Origin of the sequence: Marivirga aurantiaca (genome assembly GCF_016679925.1) — a bacterium.
Taxonomy (GTDB): Bacteria; Bacteroidota; Bacteroidia; order Cytophagales; family Cyclobacteriaceae; genus Marivirga; species Marivirga aurantiaca.
The window spans coordinates 53270-79737 of sequence record NZ_JAEQBW010000004.1 but is presented as its reverse complement, the minus strand read 5'-3'; the positions used below and the strand labels follow the sequence as shown (position 1 = coordinate 79737).

26 protein-coding genes are annotated in these 26468 nt (G+C 38.2%); 14 read left to right on the top strand and 12 right to left on the bottom strand.

Annotated features, from left to right (window positions below; all coding sequences use genetic code 11):
• Positions 1–4 precede the first annotated feature (4 nt).
• The 6 genes from JKA74_RS10670 to JKA74_RS10645 are packed head-to-tail and all read right to left on the bottom strand — an operon-like array spanning position 5 to position 7908.
• On the bottom strand, positions 5–1669 hold the full coding sequence (locus JKA74_RS10670; RefSeq protein ID WP_201431184.1) for a B12-binding domain-containing radical SAM protein: 1665 nt from the start codon (positions 1667–1669) through the stop codon (positions 5–7).
• Positions 1666–2718, bottom strand: coding sequence for an aromatic ring-hydroxylating dioxygenase subunit alpha (locus tag JKA74_RS10665; RefSeq protein ID WP_201431183.1), 1053 nt, complete (start codon positions 2716–2718; stop codon positions 1666–1668). The genes JKA74_RS10670 and JKA74_RS10665 overlap by 4 nt, the downstream gene beginning before the upstream one ends.
• 2 nt (positions 2719–2720) lie before the next feature.
• Positions 2721–3575, bottom strand: a complete 855-nt coding sequence (locus tag JKA74_RS10660; RefSeq protein ID WP_201431182.1) for a fatty acid desaturase — start codon at positions 3573–3575, stop codon at positions 2721–2723.
• A gap of 29 nt (positions 3576–3604) precedes the next feature.
• Positions 3605–4522, bottom strand: coding sequence for a fatty acid desaturase family protein (locus JKA74_RS10655; protein ID WP_201431181.1), 918 nt, complete (start codon positions 4520–4522; stop codon positions 3605–3607).
• Positions 4523–4526: 4 nt separating this feature from the next.
• On the bottom strand, positions 4527–7304 hold the full coding sequence (locus tag JKA74_RS10650) for an FG-GAP-like repeat-containing protein (protein WP_201431180.1): 2778 nt from the start codon (positions 7302–7304) through the stop codon (positions 4527–4529).
• A complete protein-coding gene (locus tag JKA74_RS10645; protein ID WP_201431179.1) occupies positions 7291–7908 on the bottom strand; it encodes a hypothetical protein in 618 nt (205 codons plus the stop codon). The genes JKA74_RS10650 and JKA74_RS10645 overlap by 14 nt, the downstream gene beginning before the upstream one ends.
• A 247-nt stretch (positions 7909–8155) precedes the next feature.
• Between JKA74_RS10645 and rpsU the strand changes: the two genes are divergently transcribed.
• The 7 genes from rpsU to JKA74_RS10610 all read left to right on the top strand — a co-directional run bounded on the left by rpsU (position 8156) and on the right by JKA74_RS10610 (position 13986).
• Positions 8156–8347 (top strand): 30S ribosomal protein S21, encoded by a 192-nt coding sequence (gene rpsU / locus JKA74_RS10640; protein ID WP_188464065.1) that lies wholly within the window; start codon positions 8156–8158, stop codon positions 8345–8347.
• A 73-nt stretch (positions 8348–8420) separates the two neighbouring features.
• Positions 8421–9302, top strand: coding sequence for a tyrosine-type recombinase/integrase (locus tag JKA74_RS10635; RefSeq protein WP_201431178.1), 882 nt, complete (start codon positions 8421–8423; stop codon positions 9300–9302).
• Between the two features lie 23 nt (positions 9303–9325).
• Entirely contained in the window at positions 9326–9625 is a 300-nt protein-coding gene (hpf, locus tag JKA74_RS10630) for a ribosome hibernation-promoting factor, HPF/YfiA family (RefSeq protein ID WP_201431177.1), read from the top strand.
• Between the two features lie 262 nt (positions 9626–9887).
• Positions 9888–11057, top strand: coding sequence for a tetratricopeptide repeat protein (locus JKA74_RS10625; RefSeq protein ID WP_201431176.1), 1170 nt, complete (start codon positions 9888–9890; stop codon positions 11055–11057).
• 12 nt (positions 11058–11069) lie between these two features.
• A complete protein-coding gene (locus JKA74_RS10620) occupies positions 11070–12392 on the top strand; it encodes a hypothetical protein (RefSeq protein ID WP_201431175.1) in 1323 nt (440 codons plus the stop codon).
• A gap of 171 nt (positions 12393–12563) precedes the next feature.
• On the top strand, positions 12564–13424 hold the full coding sequence (nadC, locus tag JKA74_RS10615; RefSeq protein WP_201431174.1) for a carboxylating nicotinate-nucleotide diphosphorylase: 861 nt from the start codon (positions 12564–12566) through the stop codon (positions 13422–13424).
• A gap of 85 nt (positions 13425–13509) precedes the next feature.
• Positions 13510–13986: a YcxB family protein gene (locus JKA74_RS10610; protein WP_201431173.1), complete on the top strand. Its 477-nt coding sequence runs from the start codon at positions 13510–13512 to the stop codon at positions 13984–13986.
• A gap of 180 nt (positions 13987–14166) precedes the next feature.
• Here the strand turns inward: JKA74_RS10610 and JKA74_RS10605 are convergent, their stop codons facing one another.
• The gene (locus JKA74_RS10605) at positions 14167–15156 is read right to left on the bottom strand and encodes a M28 family peptidase (protein ID WP_201431172.1); all 990 of its coding nucleotides are present in this window, start codon (positions 15154–15156) and stop codon (positions 14167–14169) included.
• Between the two features lie 388 nt (positions 15157–15544).
• Between JKA74_RS10605 and JKA74_RS20875 the strand changes: the two genes are divergently transcribed.
• Positions 15545–15679 carry a hypothetical protein gene (locus JKA74_RS20875; RefSeq protein WP_262895930.1) on the top strand — a complete coding sequence of 45 codons (135 nt, stop codon included), beginning with the start codon at positions 15545–15547 and terminating at the stop codon, positions 15677–15679.
• 32 nt (positions 15680–15711) lie between these two features.
• On the opposite strand, the gene JKA74_RS10600 is transcribed toward JKA74_RS20875, so the two are convergent.
• The 3 genes from JKA74_RS10600 to JKA74_RS10590 are packed head-to-tail and all read right to left on the bottom strand — an operon-like array spanning position 15712 to position 17558.
• Positions 15712–16176, bottom strand: a complete 465-nt coding sequence (locus JKA74_RS10600) for a MaoC family dehydratase (protein WP_201431171.1) — start codon at positions 16174–16176, stop codon at positions 15712–15714.
• A 48-nt stretch (positions 16177–16224) separates the two neighbouring features.
• A complete protein-coding gene (locus JKA74_RS10595) occupies positions 16225–16956 on the bottom strand; it encodes an SIMPL domain-containing protein (protein ID WP_201431170.1) in 732 nt (243 codons plus the stop codon).
• A 56-nt stretch (positions 16957–17012) separates the two neighbouring features.
• Positions 17013–17558 carry a hypothetical protein gene (locus JKA74_RS10590; RefSeq protein WP_201431169.1) on the bottom strand — a complete coding sequence of 182 codons (546 nt, stop codon included), beginning with the start codon at positions 17556–17558 and terminating at the stop codon, positions 17013–17015.
• A gap of 154 nt (positions 17559–17712) precedes the next feature.
• On the opposite strand from JKA74_RS10590, the gene JKA74_RS10585 reads away from it, so the two are divergent.
• The gene (locus JKA74_RS10585) at positions 17713–18342 is read left to right on the top strand and encodes a hypothetical protein (RefSeq protein WP_201431168.1); all 630 of its coding nucleotides are present in this window, start codon (positions 17713–17715) and stop codon (positions 18340–18342) included.
• A gap of 59 nt (positions 18343–18401) precedes the next feature.
• On the opposite strand, the gene JKA74_RS10580 is transcribed toward JKA74_RS10585, so the two are convergent.
• Complete coding sequence (locus JKA74_RS10580; RefSeq protein WP_201431167.1) at positions 18402–19823, bottom strand: pyridoxal phosphate-dependent decarboxylase family protein; 1422 nt, start codon at positions 19821–19823, stop codon at positions 18402–18404.
• 88 nt (positions 19824–19911) lie between these two features.
• Between JKA74_RS10580 and JKA74_RS10575 the strand changes: the two genes are divergently transcribed.
• The 5 genes from JKA74_RS10575 to JKA74_RS10555 all read left to right on the top strand — a co-directional run bounded on the left by JKA74_RS10575 (position 19912) and on the right by JKA74_RS10555 (position 25064).
• On the top strand, positions 19912–20505 hold the full coding sequence (locus tag JKA74_RS10575; protein ID WP_201431166.1) for a LemA family protein: 594 nt from the start codon (positions 19912–19914) through the stop codon (positions 20503–20505).
• Between the two features lie 71 nt (positions 20506–20576).
• Positions 20577–21014 carry a TPM domain-containing protein gene (locus JKA74_RS10570; protein ID WP_201431165.1) on the top strand — a complete coding sequence of 146 codons (438 nt, stop codon included), beginning with the start codon at positions 20577–20579 and terminating at the stop codon, positions 21012–21014.
• Between the two features lie 215 nt (positions 21015–21229).
• Positions 21230–22015 (top strand): TPM domain-containing protein, encoded by a 786-nt coding sequence (locus JKA74_RS10565; RefSeq protein ID WP_201431164.1) that lies wholly within the window; start codon positions 21230–21232, stop codon positions 22013–22015.
• Between the two features lie 217 nt (positions 22016–22232).
• A complete protein-coding gene (locus JKA74_RS10560) occupies positions 22233–24020 on the top strand; it encodes a glycoside hydrolase family 15 protein (protein WP_201431163.1) in 1788 nt (595 codons plus the stop codon).
• A gap of 141 nt (positions 24021–24161) precedes the next feature.
• Positions 24162–25064 (top strand): YihY/virulence factor BrkB family protein, encoded by a 903-nt coding sequence (locus JKA74_RS10555; protein WP_201431162.1) that lies wholly within the window; start codon positions 24162–24164, stop codon positions 25062–25064.
• Between the two features lie 85 nt (positions 25065–25149).
• On the opposite strand, the gene JKA74_RS10550 is transcribed toward JKA74_RS10555, so the two are convergent.
• Positions 25150–26157 (bottom strand): DNA topoisomerase IB, encoded by a 1008-nt coding sequence (locus tag JKA74_RS10550; RefSeq protein WP_236587697.1) that lies wholly within the window; start codon positions 26155–26157, stop codon positions 25150–25152.
• Positions 26158–26468 lie beyond the last annotated feature (311 nt).

Here is a 26468-nt window from a genome sequence, read left to right as displayed (position 1 = left end):
CAAATCAAGCTTTTATCTGTTGTAGCTGTTCCTTATTGTCAGGGAATACCTTTTTCATATCTTTTTGTAATTTTAGATCCACCTTATGATTGATCCAATTGAACACCTTTTTTAAATAAGTGTTTCCCTTGATCAGCGATTGCTGATACTCAAGAAATTCCTCTTTCATAACCGGTTCATAATGTAAAATATTCTGATAAAAAAGCGCTCCTTCCAATGAGATTTTTTCTTCACACAATTGCATGCCAAGGATTCGTACATGCTCTCCCACTTCAGAACAACTCATGGTATTGTGCCTCCAGTAAGGAGCAAAGCTGTAAGGATTGTCCATCTTTTCCAGTCCAAAACGTTCTTTATGAGGTGCCTTAAACATGGGTACATCTTCAATCCGTACACTAAAAGTAGCCAAAAAATGAAAATCCGGCCGTGCCTCACGCATAAAATTCAATGTGTCCTTTAAGGTTTTTTCTGTTTCCCCCGGATAGCCCACTATTAATGACACCATACTGATCACCCCATGCTTCCTGCAATTCTTTATCGCCTGTAGATTTTGCTCAACCGTACAACGTTTGTTCATTTGGTCCAACATCATTTGATTGCCGGATTCCAAACCTATTTGCACCTGGGAAACCCCTGCGGCTTTCATGAGTTTCACCACAGACTCATCTGCCAAATCATCCGCCCGGGCATAACAAATCCATTTTACATTGGTCTTTTGTGCTATTAACAATTTACACAACTCTACCAATCGCTTTTTAGGCATGGTAAATAATGAATCGAGGCAAGTGATATACTTCACTCCTAATTCCTCATAGTAGAACTTCCAGTCAGCGGCTATTTTCTCAGCACTTTTTGTCCTGAATTTCTTATCGTCAAACAGAAAAGGATAATTACAAAAGCTACAACGGTAAGGGCAACCCCTTACACTTTCGTAATAAACATGCTCAAATTTCCGCTGATGGTAGCTTTCTGCCACTCTCCAATCAGGAGTAGGAAGAAAATCCAGGTCACGACTTTCAGGCACACCACTAAACAAAAACAAAGTATGTTCCTTTTGAATCATTCTTCCTTGTTCCGGAGGACGAATTTCTTTAAACCCTGATTTAATCCAATCTGCAATTTTAGGAACCAGGAATTCACCATAACCAATGGCCATTATATCAACTAAGCTATCCCCTTTCCAGTGGCTATAAAGGCTGCCACATAAAGCCCCGCCAAGAATTATTCTGTTATGATCTCTCTTGAGCATTTTTATCAATGGCATGAGTTCGCTCAAATCATGCAGTAAGGTGGAAGAAGCCAATACCACCTGGGTGTCCTGTAGTAATTGATTGGCCTTTTTGGGATTGGAGTAGAGCAAATCATAAGTAATTGCTTCGAATGGGATTCCTTCCCTATACAATAAATCTGCAAGCACTACTTCGGTAAGTTCAGGTATGGATTGAGATTCCCCTTTGAAATACTCTGCCAGCTTTCCTCTTTTCTTCTTTAGCTTCTCATATACCAACATTTCAGCTGTTACCAATTTAATCTTTGTCTCCAGCCAGTGGGCTTTCGCAGCTTTCACTTGCTTATATTGCTTTTTGAGGGCGTTCCACATGGACTTCTCACCTGCGCTCAAAAGCCCTCCTGTTACTATTAAAACCTTTGGAAGATTCGCTTTTATCATACCCAAAATTCAATCTCTTTTACAGTCGGCTCAGGAATAGATTTCTCATCAGCATTTGTTGCATACTCTCTCAATGATTCTATGTATAAGTGCATAAAATCACACTGGGTGGAGTGGTAATCCGTTTCATCAAACCTCTGAATGTTTTTACCATGAACATCCATAATCCATACGTCCTGATTAATTACTTTCCGTGTATATGCTGACAAGCCCAATTTGGCTATCGGTGTTAACCAACCAAACTTATAACTGATCAAGGTATAAACCATGGTTTCATAAGGACTCACCGGGGTACATGTACTTGTAATAATAAAACCTCTTTCATTTCCACCAAAAATATAATCGACCCTAGTAATATTGGGCATATAGAAATTATCTGTATGCTTCATTGGTAGCTCTTTAGGGTTTACCAGCCAGCCGGAAAACCCGATTGAGTCATTGGGTTGATCATAACTAACGAGCACACTGTCAGCCGTACGTTCTACTTTTGCTTTTATACAAATTTGCTTTCTGTCCCTGAACCAGCCTTTGTGGACAAAAACAGTATGAGGCACATCCATAAAATTCTCCACCAGATCAGTAACCGTATTGCTGAACTTCGTCTCCATATAATAGCTATGCCAGCCTAACTCTTTCATCACAGGCATTTCAAAAGGTGCTGAAGTAGGTGATTTATCCTTTCCCATCCAAACCCAAACCAGGCCATAGGCTTCTTTTAAAGGAAATGACTCCACTTTTTTATTGGGGATTCTATCTACATTGGGCCCCTCAGAAGGTATTTCGATACATTTTCCTTCTTTATTATAGGTCCAGCCATGGTAGGGGCAAATCAAACAATCATTCAGCACTTTTCCTTCACTTAAAGGAGCATTCCTATGATTACAACGATCCAGCATTACTGTTAATGAACCATCCTTCATTCGCCAGATCACCAGGGGCTTTTCAAAAATAACGACCGATTGTGGTTTCCCTTTTTTAAATGCTTTTGATTGACCGGCAGCATACCAATGATTGACCAATTCACCTGATGATTTGTACATTTTACTCATTTCTACACATTTATTTTGTGAAGGATTTCATTGCTTTTCTGATTTGTCATCTTCTGATTTCTACTCAATAGCAGACGAATAAAATAGTAAATAAAATTTCGCTCATTTAAACTGGCGGCAATTTTATGCTGCATTGAAAGATGAATTCTTTTGTACTCGCTCCAATGTGCTGCCGGATGGTGATGATGAGCGGTATGAAAGCCATTATTAAAATTAAAAAAATTAATGAACTTGCCCGTGAAGTTTCGGGAATGGTCGTATTCTGAAAGTGGATCACAATCAGCATGTTGGAAATAATTAAAACTGACCAATACTAACTGCCCTAGCAAATGAGGTAATATTATGTACAAAATGGTTGCCTCAAATTTCAGGATCAGCATCACAAAATAAACGATCATGATAATCCAACTTTCTGTTTTGCTTACCAATCCTATACTTTTATGTGCAGTATTTTGGAGCCATTTCCGTTTCGCTTTCAGAAACTTTAAAGGTGTCATACATGCATATTTCATAAGATTAATTGCTTCAGAGCGATGCTGATACCTAGCAGTATTTCCCCAATCATTCGAATTATTATTCTCTTTATGATGATTTACAAGGTGAATAACATAAGCCCCATTCATACTGGTACCGGTGAAAACCCCTAAAATATTTTCATAAATACGATTAAGTACTGCTGACTTAAAAACTGAATAATGGAGATGGTTATGTTTGATGCTATAAAGTATAAAAACTGAAGCGATAATGAATGGAAGCCAAATCAGGAAGTAATTAGGGGCCTTCCACCAAAGCACTATTCTCACTGATACTATTATCAGAAGAAAACAAAGTGTTCTTATGTCTTTAGAGTTTTTCACTATTAAAATCTGTCAATCATTTCGAAATCTTATGATTTACTTGCTTTTGGTGTTACATACAATAATGAAAAAGCTGAAAGACTTTTTGCTTTTTTGAGCCATTCCCACCAACCCACATTTAAATGAGGGGTTTGTGGTAAGCTCCCAAGTTGATAAGTAGGAATAGAAGGGTTCTGGTGATGCAGTCCATGCCTGTCGAAATTGTAAAATAAAAATCTTGATACAGGCTTCGGGTAAATAATCGTCCGGGTATAATTGGACTGCTCAGCATATTGGAAAGAAGTGACCTCTTTTTTTCCGGCAGTTTGCCATTCAATATCTGTATGTTGGCTCATCAGTACCAAATCAGAAAAAATCATATATAATATAAATGCTGTTAGCCAACACTCCAGCATCAACTTACCAAAACCAGCAAACAGAAAAACGTAGATCGAGAAAACGAGTACAATACTCAAAACTATTCCGGCTCTGGCCACAGCTGATTTAAAGTTTCTGAATAATCTTGGCATGTTCCAGAAGTTCTGAATTACAAATACCGGTGACATTAAAGGAATCCAGAATTTCCAACAAAAATTAACGATTCTGATAATCCATGATGGAGGTGTTTTAAAATAATTTTCAGGGTTGGACGGATCCTTATCTCGCCAACCTGTCCAGACATGGTGCTGATGATGAGCCAATTTAAAGCTAAAAAATGGTATTAAAGTTGGGATGGAAGATATATGACCAAATATTTTATTTAAGACCCTGGTTTTAAAAAAGCTATCATGTGCCAAGTCATGATGAATAACAAACCATTGAAAGATACTGATAGCAAGTAACACCTGCCCCAGGAACCAAACAAGGTTTTCCCCTTTAAAGGAAACAAACAAGGCAAAAAAAGTAAAGGCTACCTGCCATAAAATAATGGCCATTGCCTTTATGTCATTTGATTGGTTCTTTAACATCGCTTTATAATTTAAGTCCCTGATTGATTTCCAGGTACTGATTTAGCTCATCTACATTCAGCACTTGTTGTTCTCCATTATGCCATTGCACTTTCAATTGTAAATTTTCCACCTTATACTTTTTATGTCCGAGGCCAAACAATAAACGATTATCCCCCATGGCGCTAAATCCATTTACCAACCGCTGCTCCCTGTATTGTGTTTGCTTTTCACCTTCCAGGGTATAGCTTATCCATACTTTAGACCCTACCGCATCGGAATTGGTTGTAATGCCATTGCCAGAAAGGCTCACTGCCAGCCACTGGTGGTTTTCCAGTTTGTTCTTATATAGAATTGGCGCCCCAAACTGATTAGTAATTAAAATATCCAGATCACCATCGTTGTCAAAATCTGCCAAGGCTACACCTCTCGTATTCGCTTGATGGGTTAAATTCAACTGTTCTGCCAGATCCACAAAACCCTTTCCATAATTATTGATCATCACCCTATCCGGTTCATTAGGATAAATAAAACATCCCCTAATATCCGCCCATTTATTGGCAAAGCTGTGGACTTCTGGACCAGTTCTGGCTATTTGCGCCTGGTAGTACCAATAATCGGTAGGTTTTTCAAATTTAGGATCCCATGACGCATCCACCATCCCATTAGCCTGGATAACATCCTGCCAACCATTCAAATTAAGATCGCCAACAGCAGCTCCCCAACCGAAACGATTGGTGTTGAGTGCATTTAGTTGAGAGGCTTGTTCCTTAAAATTGGCTTTTGGGGCTTCATCTTCTGTAAAATTCATCCACAACAAACTACCTTCTGCCTGCATAGCATGGTGTACATTGCTAATGTAAATATCTTCTTTCCCGTTCCGGTCAAGGTCACCCACAGATACATTCATGCCTTTATAGGTATCTAATCCTAAATCACCATAAAATTCACCCTCCTGCCTTTCAAAATATTTGCCTTCCATGTTCAGGTAACAATCATCCCGTCCAAAGTCATTGGCTACATAAATATCAGTAAAGCCATCATTGTTAATGTCCAGTGTGCCAACAGCAAGACTCCATCGAGTAGCCTGCAAGCCTATTTCATCATTGTTCAATGAACTGAAAACAGAGGAATCACGGGTGTTTTTCAAAAGGTAATTTAAGCCTCCATTATTGGCATTGTGCCAGCTTTCATGCATAAACTGAAACATTCTTTCATCCCCCTCATAAGCAGCTTCGGGCAGTTTAAAGATGTTTAATGGTTCAGGATTTTCTTTATAGCCTGGTAAATGTGTAGGCAAAGTATTGGTTAAAAACAAATCAAGAAAACCATCATTATCAAAGTCGAAAGCATTGGCGGCAAGACATATCGTATGCTGGTTTTCCAAAAACGGCACTTTCACTTCTTTAAAAACAACTTTGCCATCAGCTGTGCTTTTATTCTCAAAAAGGTGCGATTTTCCGAACCCAAAACCTACAAACAAATCCTTGTCACCATCATTGTCATAATCCATAAAGAAAGCAAAACCAGGCACTCCATATTTTACAGGGTCATCCAGGTACCGATCCAAATCAGGAATACTTACTTTTTCAAACCTAAAATCGCCTTGGTTAATGTAAAGCTTAGCTTTCCATTCTGCTGTTTTCAAAGGTTGTGTGAGAAAAATATCAGGCAAGCCATCATGGTTAACATCCGCTATTGCAGAAGCATCTCCAACCGAAAGTATCCATTTGGCTACATGCGCCAGTCTTGGATCTGTATTTTCCAGCAAATCTCCTTTTGCCCAGCCCAGACCACTATGTTCGTGAGTTACATTTTCAAGACTAAATAAATCCTCATGAGGAATTAGGGCTTCGTTTTTATTCAACTGAAAGGCCAGTATAACGGGAATAAAAAAAACGAGCAACAATCCTGCATGAGAGGCCTTTGCTTTAATGGCAGATAAAGGATAAAATCCGTCTTTACTCAATAATTGTTTAGCAAGAAAATATATATAACGAATCCCTGCAACCGTTAATCCCGCAAAAAAGAAAGTATAAAGGCTATATTTTAAATGAAAGAGCAAATCGAAAAGGGCGATGAACACACCCACCAAAATTTGGTCTGATCGCTTTCCGGGGCTTGTAGCAGGATCGGTGATCATATAGAAAGTAAACAGATAAAATGCCGGGGAAGTAAGGGAGCTCAGGAATAAAGTTTCCCATGGAATAATGTGCTCCATTACATATGCCCTGTAAAGTGTTTGCAGGAAAAAAGTAATTAAGAAAGAGCCAATGAGCCAGCCTCTTTTTATTTTAAAAACAAATAAGAACAGTGCTCCTGTAACTATAAAAAAGCCCATTAACCAGGCCGTCTCTGCGCTGCCATACCACTGGTATGCCGGTGCCAAGGTAACAAACTCTTCCCCTAAAATAAGGCAAACACAAATGGCGAATAAAGATGGGTTAAAGAAATGTTTCCCATTTAACGTAATCAGGTATTTTGAAGCTATACAGATAAATACCGGCAACCATAAATTATGCATGCCGAATGACCAATTTAATATGAGTGCCAGAGAACTACAGGAAATCATCGCAGAAAGCGGGAAAATTTTCCTTGATCTCAATAAACCACTCAGCACCACATCCAAAAGGGCTCCTGAAGCAATCAGGATGAAAATATGTAAAGGTTGGCGGCTAAAGCCCAGAATAGTCATTCCTAAGATCAGGTAAAGGAATAACAAGCCAAACGCACGCCAGCGCACATCCCCGGCAGGTGGTATACTGTAACTACCGGTCCAGGTATTGGGCTTAAGGTTTATCATATAAAATCATTAGGATAATTAATGTAATACTAATAAAACTAAATATAATGTTATTTCTTATAGTGAGGCGGTTGATTTTTTCAAATTTCCTTTCATCGGAAGCATACCAAATAGCTTTTCTTCCTTTGGTGTTGTTGCCGATGAGCTGTTTGAATTTATAGGCATAGATGGTATCTGTAAAGAGTATTAGAATTAATTTAAAAAGAAATAATGATGTGAGAACCAAACCTTCTTCCTTCAAAGAGCCAAAGGAAAGGTAGAGTTTGATCAGTGCGCTGAATATAATAATGATACAGACTATATTATACATCATTCCATAGTTGGGTACCCAATTCCGGGTAACAAACATCAAAAACCCCTGGAACAATGCCCTGAAATAAAAAACGCAAATAATAAGAAATAGTACGGATTGAAATATCTGATTTTCCAGAAAAAAATACAGAAAAACTGTAAAAATAAAATAATTAAACAAAGCATAGCCAAGCCAAAATGCTTTTGCCACAGATATTTTACCTCCCATATTTTCCTGCTTATTCTGATAATAGTAGTAGCTCGCAATCAGCAAGACAAAGGAAATCACCAGCCCGGGAAATATCAGCATCATGTTATAATAGGTTTAAATGAAGAAAATAGTAAATATACGCTATTTTAGTGTGCAAACTGTAGCACGTAGCACCTGTAAAATGAGAGACGGGTGAGTATCTGAAAAAGAGATATTTACACTAAGGTTGAAGCCATTAGGAAAATAAAAACATTACTTATACCTTTGCAGTCCTTAAAACAATCCCGTTATCACAGGGAATAAATTATAGATAAAGTTTTAAGAACGCTCGCGGAAGGAGGTGTATAATATGATACAAATAAACGTAAAAGAAAACGAATCAATCGATAAGGCATTAAAACGCTTTAAGAAGAAGTTTGAGAAAACAGGTGCTTTGAAAGAAGTTCGTGCTCGTCAACACTTTGTAAAACCTTCTGTTGAAAGAAGAAAAGAAGTTATACGTGCAGCATATAGACAAAAAATGAGGGATTTAGATAGCTAATTTTTCTAGCTAATTTGAAATCTTTTTACTAAGTTAGTATTCATCCTTAAGGGGAAGGATACTAACTTTTTTTATGCTCAATACATTCTTGAAATACTTGCAATTTGAAAAAAGATACAGTGTGAACACACTGGTATCCTACAGATCAGATCTGGATCAATTTGCAGCATTTTTGGAGAACCAATACCAACTCAAAGATTTACTGCTGGCTGAACACCGCCACATCCGTTCCTGGATAGTAGCCATGATGCAGCAGAAAATCAGTCCAAGATCCATCAACAGAAAGATGGCTTCCCTTCGCATGTTTTATAAATTTGCCATTTCGCGGGAAAAAATTAGTCAAAGCCCGGTTCAAAAAATACAGGCTCTTAAGGTTTCCAAAGACCTGCCACAATTTGTCCATGAGGCTGACATCAATGATTTGCTCACCTTATTCGAATTTGAAGATGATTTTGAGGGAAGCAGAGATGCTTTTGTAATGGAGTTGCTTTATGGAACCGGCATACGGTTGTCAGAATTAATTGGTCTGCGATTAAAAGATTTTGATTTATACGCAAGCACCATCAAGGTTTTAGGCAAAGGAAGCAAGGAAAGAGTAATTCCTTTTCACAATGCATTAAAGGAAAGGCTGGATCATTACCTGCTACATAAAAAAGAACACCTTTTTCATACGGAAAGTGAACCGCTCATCGTTACTAACAAAGGAGAGAAATCATACCCTATGTTAATCTACAGAATTGTCAAAAAATACTTAGATCAATGTACAACCATTGACAAAAGAAGCCCCCATGTTCTTAGACATACATTTGCAACACATTTATTAAATAAAGGGGCCGACTTGAATGCTGTAAAGGATTTGCTCGGACACAGCAGCCTGGCAGCAACACAAGTTTACACCCACAATTCGCTTGACAAACTCAAAGCAGTGTTTGATCAGGCACATCCAAAAGCGTAAGTTTAACTTTAAACCACAAAACCATGAAGCTACAAATGCATTCGATCCACTTTGACGCAGACGCCAAATTATTAGGCTTTATTCAAAAAAAGGTTGATAAACTGGAAACGTTCTATGATCGTTTTATCGATGGGGAGGTCTTCTTAAGAATAGACAAGGACTCTCAGAATGAAAACAAACTTGTAGAAGTGAAATTGAATATTCCAGGTGGACAATTTTTCGCAAAGGAAAAGAAAGATTCTTTTGAAGCCAGCGTGGACTATGCAGTGGAAGCACTGAGACGACAAATTAAAAAACATAAGGAGAAACAACTGGCACAATAGCCAAATCCTCTGTCAATAATTTAAAAGCCCGTACTAATGCGGGCTTTTTTCGTTCATGCAAACTATCGGCTTTCGTTAAAAATTTCTGGTATAGAGTTTGCCACATATATTTAAAAGAAAAGAGACAAGTTCTATGTTGTTATTATATAATTTATATCAAATACGCGTTTCTTAAGTACAATTAAAAAACCCAACCCCATTAAAGAATTTTTTTGCAGATTTGCAATCGGCATTCAGCCAAAATAGCATTTACAATAACTTCATGAGAAAATTATTCTTCACTTTTTTATTGATCATTTCTTTACCTCTCCTGGCGAAAGCACAATATGTAATGGAGCAGGATAGCAGTATCCTTATTAACAATATGTATATCCAAATGGAGGTGACAGCTTCAGTGAATGCTCTTTATAATGCAGAGCATGAGAAAGCAGAAAAAAATTTTCGATGGTTGCGCTACAGATTCCCGCATCACCCTCTGCCCTACTTCCTTTTCGGGTTGAACGAATGGTGGAAAATAATGCCTGAGCCACACAATACCTCCAGGGATGATATCATGTTGGCTTATATGGATACCTCTCTTTTTTATGCCGAAAAATTATTTGAAAAAGATCCTGAAAATACAGAAGCAGCCTTTTTTCTTTCTGCTATACATGGCTTCAAAGGCCGGCTGTATGCAGAAAGGGGAAGTTGGACTAAGGGAGCTTTTGCTGCCAAAAATTCCTTAAAGTATCTGGAATTAAGCAAAGGTCAAAAAGATTTAAGCCCTGAATTTCTTTTTGGAGATGGCCTATATAATTATTACAGGGAATGGATTCCGGAAAACTATGGTATACTTAAACCTGTTCTCCGTTTATTCGATCCGGGCGACAAAGAGCTTGGCGTCCAGCAACTCACTACCGTTTCACGCATGGCTTTTTATACCCGCACAGAAGCACAATATTTTCTGATGCGGATTCTTGCTGTTGAAGAAGGTGAAATACAGAAAGGGCATCAACTATCTGAATACCTACATCAGACTTTCCCTAAAAATGCTTATTTCCATCGATTTTACGCCCGGCTTCTTTACTCTACCGGACGTTTGGAAAACGCAAAGGAAGAATGCCTGGAGATCATAGCCAATATTGACAGTGCCATGGCGGGATATGGTGCTACCTCAGGCAGGTATGCAGGCTTCTTTCTGGGCCAGATTTATGAAAGAAAGAAAGAATATGATGAAGCCAAACATTATTATCAACGAGCAATAGAATTCTCAGAAAGCATAGGAGAAGAAGAAGCTGGTTATTATTTGTATAGTTTATACCATTTGGGCGTATTAGCGGAAAGGGATGGAGACACACAATTAGCCAAAGAATATTTCAAAAAAGCTAAAAAGAAAGCCAAGCGTGGTGAAACTGTTCACAATAATGCAAAAGATAAGCTGAAAGAGTTGTAATTTTAGGTTCGGATGACCTCTAAAGATCTCATAATAACCCCCATCGCCTTTTTGGTAATCATGTTATTGGCGTATGCGATGCGTGAAAGCACAGCTACCGAAGAAACGAAAAAATATTTTTATCCGGCCTTATTGCTGAAAATGATCGGTGCCATAGGAGTAGGCTTGGTTTATCAGTTTTATTATGGAGGAGGAGACACCTTTGCTTATTTTACTCACGGTGCCACCCATATATATCATGCCTTTCAGGATGATTTTTCTGTGGGTATGAAATTACTTGGCTCCAATGGAGAATTTGATCCCGAAACCTATAAGTACGCCTCCAAAATCTGGATGTACCGCGATCAAAGCTCTTTCTTTATAGTTCGCATTGCCGCTATCTTTGGTTTGATCACCTTCAATACCTATAGCGCTGTCGCTTTGCTTTTTGCTTTCTTTTCTTTCTGGGGCCTATGGTTAATGTTCCAGTCATTTTACAAGATCTATCCCGAATTGAAATGGCCTTTTGTTGTAGCTATTTTTTTTATCCCCACTGTTTTTTTTTGGGGCTCAGGAATTTTAAAAGATACTGTTACCCTCGGGGCAGTGGGTTTTTTGGTATATGGTTTTATACAAGTGTTTTTTGAAAGAAAAAACATTGTCCTTAACAGCATGCTTATCCTCCTTAGCATTTATATCATTTATTCTGTTAAACTATATATATTGATGAGCCTTGCACCTACTTTGGTTTTTTGGTTTTTCATTTACAGAATCGGGCGCATACCCTCTTTGGTAGCCAAAATCCTAATCGCCCCTTTTTTACTGGCAATTGGATTCTTTCTGGCTTATTTTGTGGCACTTAAGGCCGGGGAAGATAACAGTCGATATGCATTGGATAAACTAGCAGAAACAGCCCAGGTAACCGCTTATGACATCCGTTACTGGACAGGGAGAGATGCCGGTTCTGGTTATTCACTTGGTGAGCTGGACGGAAGTTTTGGTAGTATGATTAAGCTGGCTCCACAAGCAGTAAATGTAGCTTTATTTCGTCCTTATCTATGGGAAGTAAATAATCCGCTCATGCTTCTATCAGCCATTGAAGCGCTTTTTCTTTTGGGTATTTTTATCCGAATTTTATGGAGAAATAAATTGGTACATATTATAAGCAGTCTGCGCACTCCTATCATTATGTTTTGCCTACTATTCACATTGATTTTTGCTTTTGGAGTAGGCATCTCTACCTATAATTTTGGTACTCTTTCCAGGTATCGGATTGTAATGGTGCCTTTTTTTGTAATGGCTTTGTTTTTAATTGATTTCCATGCATCTGCCAAAAGAAATGCTATGGAAGAATAATTAAATAGAGCCTATTAGGCAATTACTCGAGATCCATTGGTGTCTTCTTGAAAATCTAGCCTTTGTGTAATTAATTATCGAACCCAGATAAAAGGATCAATTGTATGCTAAAAAATAACGAATAATCAATCGCAGGTTGTAAATTTGGCCTTTCAATAAAAAAACGAACTAGTGGCATACCAGTATTTAACAGAATCGGCAATTCAACATTTTATCTCCCTGGCTTTAAAAGAGGATATACAGGATGGGGATCATTCTTCCCTTGCCTCTATTCCTGAAGGAAAAAAAAGCACAGCTCAATTGATCATTAAAGGGGAGGGCATTTTAGCTGGCGTTGAAATGGCCCAACATATCTTCAAAAAAGTGGATAGCAACCTCACTCTTGAAATCTTTAAAAAAGACGGGGAGCAGGTGAAGTATGGAGATATTGGGTTAAAAGTAAGTGGTTCTGCCATTTCTATTTTGAGTTCGGAAAGGCTGGTGCTGAATTGCCTGCAAAGAATGAGCGGTATTGCCACTTATACACACCATTTAAGCAGCTTAATTGCACATACTCATACAAAATTGCTTGATACCCGCAAAACCACACCCAATTTCAGGATAGCAGAAAAATGGGCGGTAGCCATTGGCGGTGGAAAAAACCATCGTTACGGGTTATTCGATATGATTATGTTGAAAGACAATCATAATGACTTTGCGGGTGGCATTACACAAGCAGTGAAAGCCACACAGTCTTATTTAAAAGAAAAATCCCTGGATTTACGAATTGAAGTGGAAACAAGGAATTTAAAAGAGGTTGAGGAAGTTTTAAGTCTGGGAGGAGTGGATGTGATCATGTTGGACAATATGAGTACTGAAATGATGGCCAAGGCAGTGGAAATGATCAATGGAAAATGCGAAACTGAAGCCTCAGGAGGCATTACAGAAGAAACCATTGTGGCTATTGCTGAAACCGGAGTAGATTACATTTCGGTAGGTGCTCTTACTCATTCCTATAAAAGTTTAGATATCAGTTTGAAAGCAGTTTCCTGATACCATAAAATCGAATATATTTGCAGTCCGTTTCGAAAGTTCGAAAAAATCGATCTTTCTATTTAACATAAATCAATAATCAGAAATGCTTGTAAAAACTAAAAAATATAAGCTGGATAACAGCACTTACATCAAAACAGGATTAAAAAACATTATCAAAGAGCAGTGGTGGGTAGGTTTAATTGTAGTGGCTTTGTGTAGCGGTTACTTTTTTGCTCCAAGTATCTGGTGGTTCATTGGTACCGGAATTGCCTTATTACTTTACTTTTTATTCTGGCTGATCCAGTTTGCCGGGGTGACACAACTTGAGCAATATAAAATCTTGTTTGAAAAGCTATCTTATGAAATTACCTCACAGCAGATATTGATAAAACTGAATACCAAACAGGGAATGCCTGTTAAATGGGATCAGATTAAATCGGCCAAGATGGGTAAAAAAGCCTTTATTTTTGTATTGTCTAAAGCACAATTTATTTATTTGCCCTACAAAATATTTAATACCGAGAATGAGCGAAAGTTTGTAGAAACCATTTTGAAAAGGAAGAATTTGTTGAAGGCATAGTAGTATTGCAAAGACCCCGCAAAGAAGAACCGAAGGAGTGATTTTTTACCAATCACTCCTTCGGTTTTTGTGTGTCATTTTTTCGCTGGACCTATGTTTCAAAAAAGTTTGTGAGGACACAAACTTTGGCAACTGAGGTGCTAAGTTAAACTCTACAGATAAAGTATTCGTTTGGAAATCTCATCTCCCTTTTTCCTCATAAATCACCTGTAGCGCAGTCTGCCCAACAGCTTTCAATGTTTCCTGCGAAATGATGTCCATATTATCATCATGGGTGTGGTGAAAATCTGGAAAGAAATGATTGGAAAGGGGGTCATGAGCAATAATATCTATCATGGGTATTTTCCCATACTCATTTACATAATAATGATCATCAGTAATAGGGTCTACTTCCCCGGAGAAAAAATAATTCCCATACCCAGTTCTTTCCGCAGCATTCCACACCTTATTAACAATGCCGGGGGCATATTTCATAGAAAACCCTTCTTTATAAAATTGTGCATTCACACCACCCACCATGTCAAATAAAATTCCATAATAGGCAGAGTAGTTGGAAACATGTTTGTTTTTAGACCAATATTGAGAACCCAGACACCACCAATCCGGATCGCCACCTGTATTGTGAGGCATTCCGTTATCTTCTCCATCGAAGAAAATAATATCAATACCTATTTCCGGCTTTACTTCCGCTTGTTGGATGGTTCTTAAAATTTCCAGGACCACCGCCACACCGCTGGCCCCATCATTGGCTCCGTCAATTGGTTCATTGGTACGTTCTGTGTCTTTATCCGCAATTTTCCTGGTATCCCAATGAGCGGCCAATAAAATTCTTCTTTTCTTTTCGGGTAGTATAGATCCTATGATATTTGTCAGGTTCCATATTTCCCCATCATAAGTTTCTGCCTCAAATTTTTGCCGGGTCACTTTGGCTCCAAATTCATTCAGTTGGTTTACTAAATATTCTTCTGTTTGCCTGTGAGGTTCAGTATTAGGAACCCGAGGGCCAAATTCTACCTGATCAACCACAAATTGATATGCCTTGTCCTGATTGAAAGATGGAACCGGAATGTCCCTTTTCGTTTCTTCTTTTTCTGTGGTCTCCTTTTTTGAATCCCCGGTACAGGCAGAAAATAGAAGAAGTAATATAGATATTATAAATAAATTTTTCATGAATGGAATAATGCCGTTTTCTTTATCAAAAATAAGAATAGATTTCTCTTTATTTCATTAATTGTTGAGCAAAAATCAGAGCATGTCAAGATTATAGGGTATTAAGAAAGTCCAAAGCTGATACTTTTCAATGTACTTTTTTAGCCATTCTCTTCATTTTCTGCTTGTATGGATATTTAATCTTGGAAAGCTTACAACGTATGAGTCCTCCTCAAATTATTTAATCCTCAAATATTATAGATTCAGATAGTATATTTAGTTATTAATCGATTTATATTGTTTTGGTAAACTATTTGCAAGCAAAACGTAATATTTAAGTGTAAAGCCTTTTTTTAGCTGGCTGTAGGTACTTAACTTTACCCTATCAAAATTAATTGAAAAAACGATTATGAAAAAGACAACTAAATTATTCGCAGCACTGGCAGGATTAATCTTATTTGCTTCAGCTTGTGCACAAAGGACATGTCCTACTTATGCCGATGTTGATACTGCTCAGGAGAAAACAATAGAAGCCACAGTATAAACTACCGTAGCTTCTGATTTTACTTTTTTGAATCAATCTTCAAAATGATATAAAAATATCAGGGAAGCCGAATAGGCAGGTTTTTTTTCCCCTTTTACATCCATCACAATATCTATTTGTGCTTTGCACACTCCCCTCAAATCAATAATTGAATTAAGCTTAGCCGATAAGCGTACTGAAGAACCTACTTTTACCGCATTGTTGAATTTTAATTTTTCTATGCCATAATTGATCATCATTTTCAAATTGCTTACTTCAGCAATTTGTTTCCACAAGTAAGGTGCCAGGGACAAAGTTAAATATCCATGGGCAATAGTGTGGCCAAATGGACTTTCAGCAGCCTTTTTAGGGTCTATATGTATCCATTGGTGATCCAGGGTGGCATCAGCAAATAAATTAACCTGCTCCTGGTCAATAGTATGCCAATCGGAAACTCCTAACTCCTGACCATCATAGGCTTTAAATTCTTCAAAACTGCTAATTTTGATAGGTTCCATATTCTAAGGTTTTAAAATGAAACTGCAATATAAAGCCAATTTTGAACTTTACTTAATAGAAAACACAATGTTTAGTTCAACCTCCAATTTGATGTTTCTAAACTCCACATCACTGGCATCCATGCCACTCTCCTCTGCCATTGACATCGATCTCATGTTGTTGTTTTGGTTTTTGTAATAGTAAACAGGCTGGTAACCGCCAGCATTTTCCTGAATTTCAATTACTTTACCTAACTCTTCTCCCAATGGCTTTAACAAAGCTTCTGCTTTGGCTTTGGCATTTTTAACTGCCTCCACCTGCAGTTCCTGATTGATTTCCTGAATGCGTGAATGGGTATATTCGGTAACCCGCACATATTCTATACCTTTTGGATCCAGCTGATTTAAAATCTGATGGAGGTATTTCCCATCACTCAATTTAAGCCTGTACTGTTTTCTGGCCATAAAATCTTTATTTTCCTCTTTTTTCTGCCAGTTATAATTGTAGCCATAAACATTCTCCACTGTCAGGTTTTCTTTATCAATACCTGCTTTTTTGACAGCTGAACTCAATTGATTTTCCAGTTCGGAAATGGTGAACTTACTACCTGATTTTATAGCATACTCTTTTAATGAAATAGTGAAGTAGATAATATCCGGGGCAATTTCCTTTTCTGCTTTGCCTGTAACAGAAATACTTCTGATGTTTTTATCATTTTCCTTTTGTTGGGCGTTTAGCTGAGAAAAGGAAAATATCAATGCGAAGGTCAGCAGGCTGAATTTAAATAACTTGTTTTTCATAATTAATTCTTGTTTTTGCTTGTATCTGAAGGGAGTCAAATCTTATGCCGAAATACTTATAACAAACCAGTCAGCCTGTAAAAATCATACATACTTACCCTGAAAGCTTCCTTTTGATCATTATTTTTAAATAAAGCAACGCTCTCTTTCCTTTCCTGATTCCAATAAAGTAAATGATCTTTTACAATATGATTATAAATATCCGTCAAAAATGCTAATTCGGCCTGCCTGCTTAGCCCGCTAAGGCTTATCTCCCCTTGTTCATTTGTCTCCTCTCCTTTCCAAAATACTTTTAGCCCTTCTTTTGATATTTGACCGGGCAACTCCATAATAGCATAGGCTTTACTGGCTTGCCAGTTAACTACCAGGGCGGTAGTGAAAAAATATTCAGAAGTATCCTTTTCAAAATCTTCATGACGGTAAATACGCCAACCGGCCTCTTCCATTACTTCCAGATTGTACCTGGCCTGCCTCATGTTTCTGAAAAATATGTAAGCATCATCACGATAATTGAAAGTGAGTTTTTCTTTCTCTATTTCCCGGGAAGTGTTGATAGAGCATGCCATCAGGAAGGATAATGATATAAAGAAGAGGTTTTTCATGATTAATTAAAGTAACCAAGAAAACCAGCTAAGAGTTTTGTTAGGCTATATTCACGTTAAAATTCAAAATAGGAAATACCCAATCAGAATTTTTATTAGGAAAGTTATACAGGCATAGTTTTTGGGTTGAGTCAAAAACAACTACCAAAATATTATGAATCCCTTTAAATCAACACTCATTAAAATCAGCATTGTGGTTGGAATGATAAACCTCCAGTCCTGCATTCCTATATTATTGTTAAATTATGATTCCAATCCGATAGTGGAACATGATGAGGTTAAAGGGGTTACCCGTTTTAAGAAAACACTTTTTTATTACTTTTCTGAGGAAAGAAACTCCTCCTTCATCAAAAATGAGCAACAAATATTTAAGGAAATCAGCCCGTTTCAAGATCAATATAATGTTTATGATTATTTGCACTTAGACGACAGACTAAATCATATTGAAAACACTATTTATTTCATAATAGATCAACAGATTTACCCTATTGAAATCAATTTCCAATCAACTAAAAACCTTTCGGAAATAGCTAAAGATGAAGAGGATATCCTATTAGCAGATTCAACTAAAATGTCTGTGATTACAGACTACGAAATAAAAAATTATGCGGTTATCAGCATTCATTATCAACTGGAAAAGGAAATAATCACTAAAATCAGCTATGCAAAAGATGTTAAAATTCGATATTATACACCTCCCGAAATGATTACACTCAAACTTTCAAATCATAAAATTAAAACATTTAAGGCATTAGCAGAATCTGTTGTTTCTCACAAAAATTAAATGTTTGCTCCAAGATCGAATTCTGAACCCTTTTAATGGCCGCCAATAATTTTCAAACACTATCTGCCCAAATGAGCAGCCATCTCTTTCATCAAAGCCCAGGCCCTCTCCACATGCCCTTTTGTTAGCTCCGGATGACCACCCACCCAACGCAAAGTGTATTTTCCATTAAGTTTGGTATGGGTCATAAAGATTTTGCCTGATGCATTAATCTCTTTCATGAGTTTCTCATTGAACGCATTAAGTTCTTCTTCGCTCATTTTGCCATCATTATAGCGGAAACAAACCAAATTGACAGGCACAGGAGCAAGTAATTCAAATTGAGTTGATTGTTCTATTTCCTCTTTCAGCCAGTCCGCCCATTCACAGTGGTGGCGAATAATTTGCCTTAGTTCCTCCGCACCAAAACTCCGCAATACAAACCACAGCTTTAATGCCCTGAAACGCCTGCCCAGTTGTATGTGCCAGTCACGGTAATTGTTGACCTCTGTGTCAGTATCAGTTTTCAAATACTCGGGAGTGATACTATAAGCCTGCGTTAAAGCCTTTGGATCTTTCACATAATAGAGATTGCAATCAAAATTGGTAAACAACCACTTATGGGGATTAAATACCATACTGTCTGCCATTTCCATCCCTTTGCTCATCCAGCGAAATTCCGGAACAATTAAAGCTGCTCCTGAATAGGCTGCATCAACATGATACCAAAGGTTGTAAGTTTGGGCTATCTGCCCTATTTTATCCAAAGGATCTACTGCCGTGGTGCCAGTAGTGCCCATTGCCCCCAAAACAAATAATGGATGAAAACCTTTCGCTAAATCCTCCCGAACAGCCACTTCCAATTTTTCGGGAATCATCGCGAAATTCTTATCCACAGGGATTTTTACCAGGTTATCAATTCCAAACCCGGCAATTTTCACATTTTTATCGATGGAGCTATGTGCCTGTTCAGAAGCATAAATGCGGTATTGGGGCATTCCTGCAAATCCTTTCTGGTTGATTTGATAGCCGGAAGCTTTTTCCCTTGCCGTAATCAAGGCATTGAAAGTTCCTGTGCTGGCAGTATCCTGGATGGAGCCGGTCCATTCAGCTGACAATCCCAGCAAATCGCGCATCCATTCCATCATCCTGTCTTCCAGTTCGGTAGCTGCGGGTGAAGTTAACCAAACCATGCCCTGAACGCCTAAAGTGGCAGTAACCATTTCTGCCAATACGGACGCCTTACTTTTAGATGCTGGAAAATATGCGAAAAAATTAGGGCTCTCCCAGTGGGTAATTCCCGGCATAATTATTTTTTCAAAGTCTTTAAAAATCTCCTCAAATTTTTCGGGGGATTCATTAAATGAACCGGGCAATTGTGATTTTATCTCTCCGGGCTTAACCTGGGACATCACCGGGTAATGTTCTACATTTTCAAAATAATCGGCCATCCAATCGGCCATTACATGGGCATGCTTTCTGAAATCCTGGGTATTGAGCATTGCTTAACTTTTATTTGATGTGAACGTAATGGTAATTTATTATATTAGCATAAATCTATTTATAAATTAGAATTAATCTGACAAAAATATGAAAAAAGGACTTTTAATTACATTAGGGATCATAGTAGTGGTCGTTTTGATTTTTTACAGCATTTTTGCCGGCTCGTACAACAAAATGGTCACCAAGGAAGAGCAGGTAACAAGCGCCTGGGCTCAGGTGGAAAACGTGTATCAGCGCAGGGCCGATTTGATTCCCAACCTGGTAAATACTGTAAAAGGCTATGCGGATTTTGAGCAGGAAACATTACAAGGAGTAATTGAAGCGAGATCCAAGGCAACAGGAGTAAATGTGAATGCTGACAATTTAAGTCCGGAAAATATTCAGCAATTCCAGGAAGCACAGCAAGGGCTGAGTTCTGCCCTGTCACGCCTAATGGTTGTGGTAGAGCGTTATCCTGATTTAAAAGCCAATCAGAATTTCCTGGAACTGCAATCGCAATTGGAGGGTACTGAAAACAGAATAGCTGTTGAAAGAAGAAGGTTTAATGAAGTTACAAGGGATTTCAATACCTATATCAGAAGTTTCCCTCAGAATATGTTGGCAGGAATGTATGGCTTCGAGAAAAAAGGCTACTTTGAAGCGGATGCAGGAGCTGAGGAAGTACCTGAAGTTACTTTTTAAATTCAATTCACAATTATTGGCAAAGGAATTACAGCAATTGCCCATTTAAAACTAAGATATCAAAATCCATTATGGCAAAAGATTCATTCAGTAAGGAAGAGAAGCAACAGATTGAACAAGCAATAAAGACTGCTGAACTTAAAACCTCAGGGGAAATACAAGTACATTTGGAAAACCATTGCAAGGAAGATGTGATGGACAGGGCTGCACATATTTTCAAGGTATTGAAAATGCATAAAACTGCTGAACGCAATGGGGTATTATTTTATATGGCTATAAAAGACCACAAATTTGCCATTTTGGGTGATGTGGGAATTAACCAAAAAGTGCCGGATCATTTTTGGGATGATATAAAAGAACAAATGCTTTTGCATTTTAAAAAAGATGAAATTACCAAAGGTTTAAGCAAAGGCATTGCAATGGCAGGCGAACAGTTATCTGCTCATTTTCCTTATCAGAAAGATGACGATAATGAATTGTCGGATGAAATCTCATTCGGTAAAAATTGAATTAAAGCAATTATATACATATGAAATGAGCATAAGTATTCGAGGGCGAATTTATATCAACCGCCAGATGAATATTTATTGCGAATTCCATGTGGTAATTTAAAACGAACATATACACATGAAATGAGCATAAATTTTAGAATCCTTAACATACCAACCGAGGATGAATAAAATTTATTGAATTCCATGTGACTAATGGAAATAAACATATACACATGAAATACTTATTTAATCTTGCATTCCTATTATTTTCCTTTTCGCTGTTTGCACAAACCACCATCCCTGACAGGCCCTCTCCACCAAGATTGGTCAATGACTATACCAATACTTTAAGCACCCAGGAGAAAAACCAACTGGAGAGAAAGTTAGTGGCCTATAATGACAGCACCTCCACGCAGGTGGCTATTATTATCATTCCCACTTATGGAGAGTATGAGCCTAATCAATTTGGTGTGCAAGTATTTGAAAAATGGGGCATTGGTCAGTCTGGAAAGGACAATGGTATTTTAATCTCTGTGGCCATTGAAGATAAAAAGATGTTCATCAATACCGGTTATGGAGTGGAAGACCGGATTACCGATGCTGCTTCCAAAAGCATTATAGAGAATTACATGAAGCCGGCCTTTAGAAATAATGACTTCTATAAAGGTTTAAATGAAGCAACTACCATTATTTTCGATTTGGCCGCAGGTAAGTACACGGCCGATAAAATCAAAGATAATAATGTAGGTGAAACCATCGGCTTGGGCACTTTTCTGTTTTTCTTTTTCATCATCATTATTATTATTTCCCGCATCCGAAGGGTTAAAAATCACCATGCAGGAGGAGGCCGTGGTTTAGGTCTCATGACTTTATTGATGTTAATGGGAAGTGGTGGTCGACATGGCGGATCATATGGCGATTTCAATTCTGGCGGAGGAGGCTTCGGTGGAGGAGGCGGTGGTTTTGGAGGTTTTGGTGGAGGAATGACTGGTGGTGGTGGTGCCGGGGGAAGCTGGTAAAACTTTTATTTATTGCAAAAAAACGTTCCGAAGCTCAAATTCACTCGTTTATTATTTTTATCTATCCCATAAATTCTCAAAATTAGGGAGATCATAACAAGCATTACTTAGGAACCAATGAGGTAACTAAATGAATGCAGGGTTGTAATTGGTTGGTTTTCAGCAATTAATTACAGTTTCTTGTAAATTTAATTCAGACTTTACAATAATCATTGCTATGAAAAAAAGACACACATACGATTTTGGCCTGATTGGTAACTGCTCTTATCTTGCCCTGATTGGTTTGGATACTAATATCTCATGGATGTGCCTGCCACGCTTTGATAGCTCCTTTGTTTTTGGCAGCCTGGTAGGTGGGGAAAAGGGTGGGGAATTTTCCATCAAGCCTCCTAATAAGGAATTTAAAACAGAGCAAAAATATATACAGAACACCAACATATTGGAAACAATTGTTGAAACTGATGATTACGCCTATAAAATAACTGACTTTGCCCCACGCTTTATGCAGTACGACCGCTCCTATAAGCCTTCCATGCTGATAAGAAAAATTGAGCCTTTACGTGGGCTTCCACAGGTAAGGGTGGTTTGTGATCCCGTGGGTGACTATGGAAACAAAAGGCTTAAACGAGAAAGTGGCAGTAGCCATATCAGCTTTCATGGTTTGCAGGAAACCCTGAGGCTTACTACTGATTTTCCTCTTAACATGATATTAGATAGTAGCCCTTTTACGCTTACTATGCCAAAATATATGGTACTTACTTATGGAACTCCTATGGAAGCCGGCATTCAGGAAACGAGTGAAATCTTCTTAAGTAAAACCATCAGATACTGGCAAACATGGATTAAATCTACCAGTATTGGGATGCATTATCAGAAAGAAGTAATCCGTTCATCTCTGGCATTAAAAATTCATCAATTTGAAGATACAGGAGCCATTATAGCTTCTCCAACCATGTCATTGCCCGAGTCACCGAACAGCACACGCAACTGGGACTACCGCTACTGTTGGATGCGCGATACCTACTATACCCTGACAGCATTCAACAACATTGGCCATTTTGAGGCAATGGAAAAATATGCTCTTTACCTCACCAACATTCCTATGCAAGGGAAAGAAAGAATTCAGCCTCTGTACAATGTAGTGGGTGAAAGCATTATCACCGAAAAGGAACTTGACCTGCCGGGCTATATGGGCAATTTGCCGGTGCGCCTGGGAAATGATGCTTACACACACATTCAGAATGATGTGTACGGCCAAATATTGCTGGCTATATTGCCACTTTTTGTAGATAATCGATTTGCCAATATTGAGAAAAGACAATCGATTTATTTATTGGAAACCATTCTGGAAAAAATTGCCTTTACCATGGATGAAGCAGATGCAGGCCTGTGGGAATTTAGAAACCTAAAGCAAAAGCATGCCTACACACATCTTTTCCAATGGGCAGGAAGTCATGCGGCTTGTAAAATTGCCAAAGAAGTTGGCCAAAAAAAGCTTGAAGAAAAAGCCTTGTCCTTGTTAAAACGGGCTGAGGCGCATTTGGAAAAATGCTATATACCTGATCGTAAAGCTTATGCACAAGCTGAGGGTGTCACAAGAATGGATTCCAGTACACTCCAACTGATCATGATGAACTATATTCCTCATGACAGTCAAAAAGCAAAGGATCATTTGAAGGCATTGGAAGAAGACTTGCGGATTGGCAAAGGCTTATTTTACCGCTACAAGCATGCCGATGATTTTGGTGAGCCTGAAACCACCTTTTTAATTTGTGCTTTTTGGTATGTAGAAGCATTGGCCTGCGTAGGCAGAACAGATGATGCCATGGAGGCTTTTGAAGAATTGGCCGGCTATGCCAACCATGTAGGTCTGTTAAGTGAGGATGTTCATTATGATGACGGCTCAATGTGGGGTAATTTTCCACAGGCATACAGTCATGTAGGCCTGGTGAATGCCGCCTACAGAATTAACAATAAGCTGGATAAACCGGATTTTCTGCCTTAAGAATTGTACGACAGAAGTTGATTCTGATTTGGGGTTCTCACCCTTAACAGATGTGCTTCTGTCAACTTATTATTTTATTTGAGGTATAAGTAGTTTGTGAGCTATCCATTCTTTAATTTATGATCTAGCTTTTGCCTCTATATGACCTACTTCTTTAAAAAATGGTTTAAAATTTTCAAGGATTCAACCATCAAGTTTTTTGATGAGAACCCCTTTCACCACAGTGCTTCTACAGCCTATTTTACTATTTTTTCATTGCCGGCCATAGGAATTGTTTCCATTACCTTAGCCGGGTATTTTTATGAAGATGAAGTAGTAAGGACCCAATTCCTGGATCAGATCAACCAGCTAATGGGCCAATCAAGTGCAGAGCAGGTAGACAGCTTGTTAAATTCGGCTACTATTAGTGCCGACAGGTGGATATTTAAAGTGATTGGAGTAGGAACATTGGTGTTTAGTGCCACAACAGTATTTATTTCCCTCCAGGATAGTCTGAATGCTATATGGCATATTAAAGCAAAACCCAAAAAAGGAATAATAAAATTCATTGTAAACAGGCTTTTATCATTGGCTATGATTGCTGCTTTAGGTTTTTTGCTATTGGTTTCCCTACTGGCTGATACTGTTATTTCTTTCATTAATACCTCCATTTCCGGTTGGCTGGACACCTCCACCATTTATTTGGTTCAAACTTTAAATATTATAGTTTCCTTATCATTCATCACACTTGTTTTCGCTATTATTTTTAAGGTGTTACCTGATGCCAAACTCAAATGGAGAGATGTTTGGGTGGGAGCATTTGTAACCACTATTTTATTTGTAGCAGGAAAATTTGCGCTGGGATTTTATCTGGGAACAGCTAATTTAACCGACTCCTATGGAGCCGCAGGTTCTTTCGTGGCCATTTTGGTTTGGGTATATTATTCAGTGCTTATCCTTCTTTTTGGAGCACAGCTTACTTATGTATATGCTCATACTCTGCGAAGGGTAATCCCGCCAAAAGAGGATGCCGTGGAAGTTGAAATTATTGAGAAAGAATTATGAGATTGATTTGATTCAAAATTGGTATTCCCGTTGAGTCAGCTTAGGAAATTCAAGGTTAAAGGTTTTTAAACCGGAAACACCATTTTCATTCTTCCAAAAGTGAAAGCAGTAATTTCTCTTCAGCAGTGAGCCCATAGGAAAGGCTGCTGTCTTTGTAGGGATTGCGTACAGGAACTGACCCGGTTTCTATTCTTTCCGCTATTTTAGGGTGAACGTAGTATGTTCTGCACACTGAGGGCGTATTGCCCAATTCATCAGCTACCAACCGGATAAGTATATTCTCAATTTTTTTGCGACTAGAGGTTTCTTTTTGCTCCACTGCTACAGGATATAATTCTAAAGCCAACCTACTGCCCGCCCAGGTCCTAAAGTCCTTGCTGGAAAAATCATCACCAAGAATATTGTAGATATACTCATTTACCTCCTGACTGTCCACTGTTCGGGTTTTACCTGCATCATCCATATAACGAAATATTTCATAGCCGGGGAGTTCCACAGCTTTCTGTATATGTTTGACCAATGCATCATCTTCAATAGTGACCGATTGCTCTTGGCCACTTTTCCCATTGAAGTTAAACTGTAGTTTACGTCCATCTGATTTTAAGTGTTTTTTTCTCAATGTGGTAAGACCATAGCTTTGGTTCTGCTTCGCATAATAACTATTGCCCACCCGAATGCCGTACTCATCCAGAAGTGACACCATCAATGCAATTACTTTTTCCCTTTTCCACCCTCTTTTACCAAGATCTTTCTCACATTGCTTTCTTACTTTGGGCAACAGTTTTCCAAACTCAATCATCCGGGAAAATTTCATCTCTTGTTGCCGCCTTTCCCATTCTGAATGATAAATGTATTGTTTTCTACCTTTGGCATCACGGCCAATGGCTTGAATGTGGCCTTCATCCAATTCACAAATTTTCACTTCCGACCACATAGGAGGAATAACTATTTTTTTTAGCCTCCTTAACTGTTCCGGAGAGCTAATCTTTTTGCCGGAGGCGTCAAAATAAGCAAAGCCTCTTCCACGCCTTTTACGTTCAATTACAAGGGAGGAATCATCAATCTTTTTTAGTTTTATTTTTGTCTTTTTCAATTCGGCTATACCTTTCCTGTTTTCCCTACCCACTTTACAGTTGAATATTAGAAAACAATTGTGATGACTACCTTACCCAACTTCTCGCCTCCTGGAATTCATCCAATGTAAAAGTTCTCTGATACCCGTCTTATTTGGTTGTACTTAAAATGTACGCTGGGCAAATTATCAGGTTTGTAAGATTCTGACATTTATTGTTTGACAAGAACCATACTTGAATAAAAGCAGGCAAGGAATTGCTCAACGTGATATTCAGACCAGCATCAACCTAAGAAAAAACAGCCGTAGGAGTGGTGTAGAAATCACTCCGG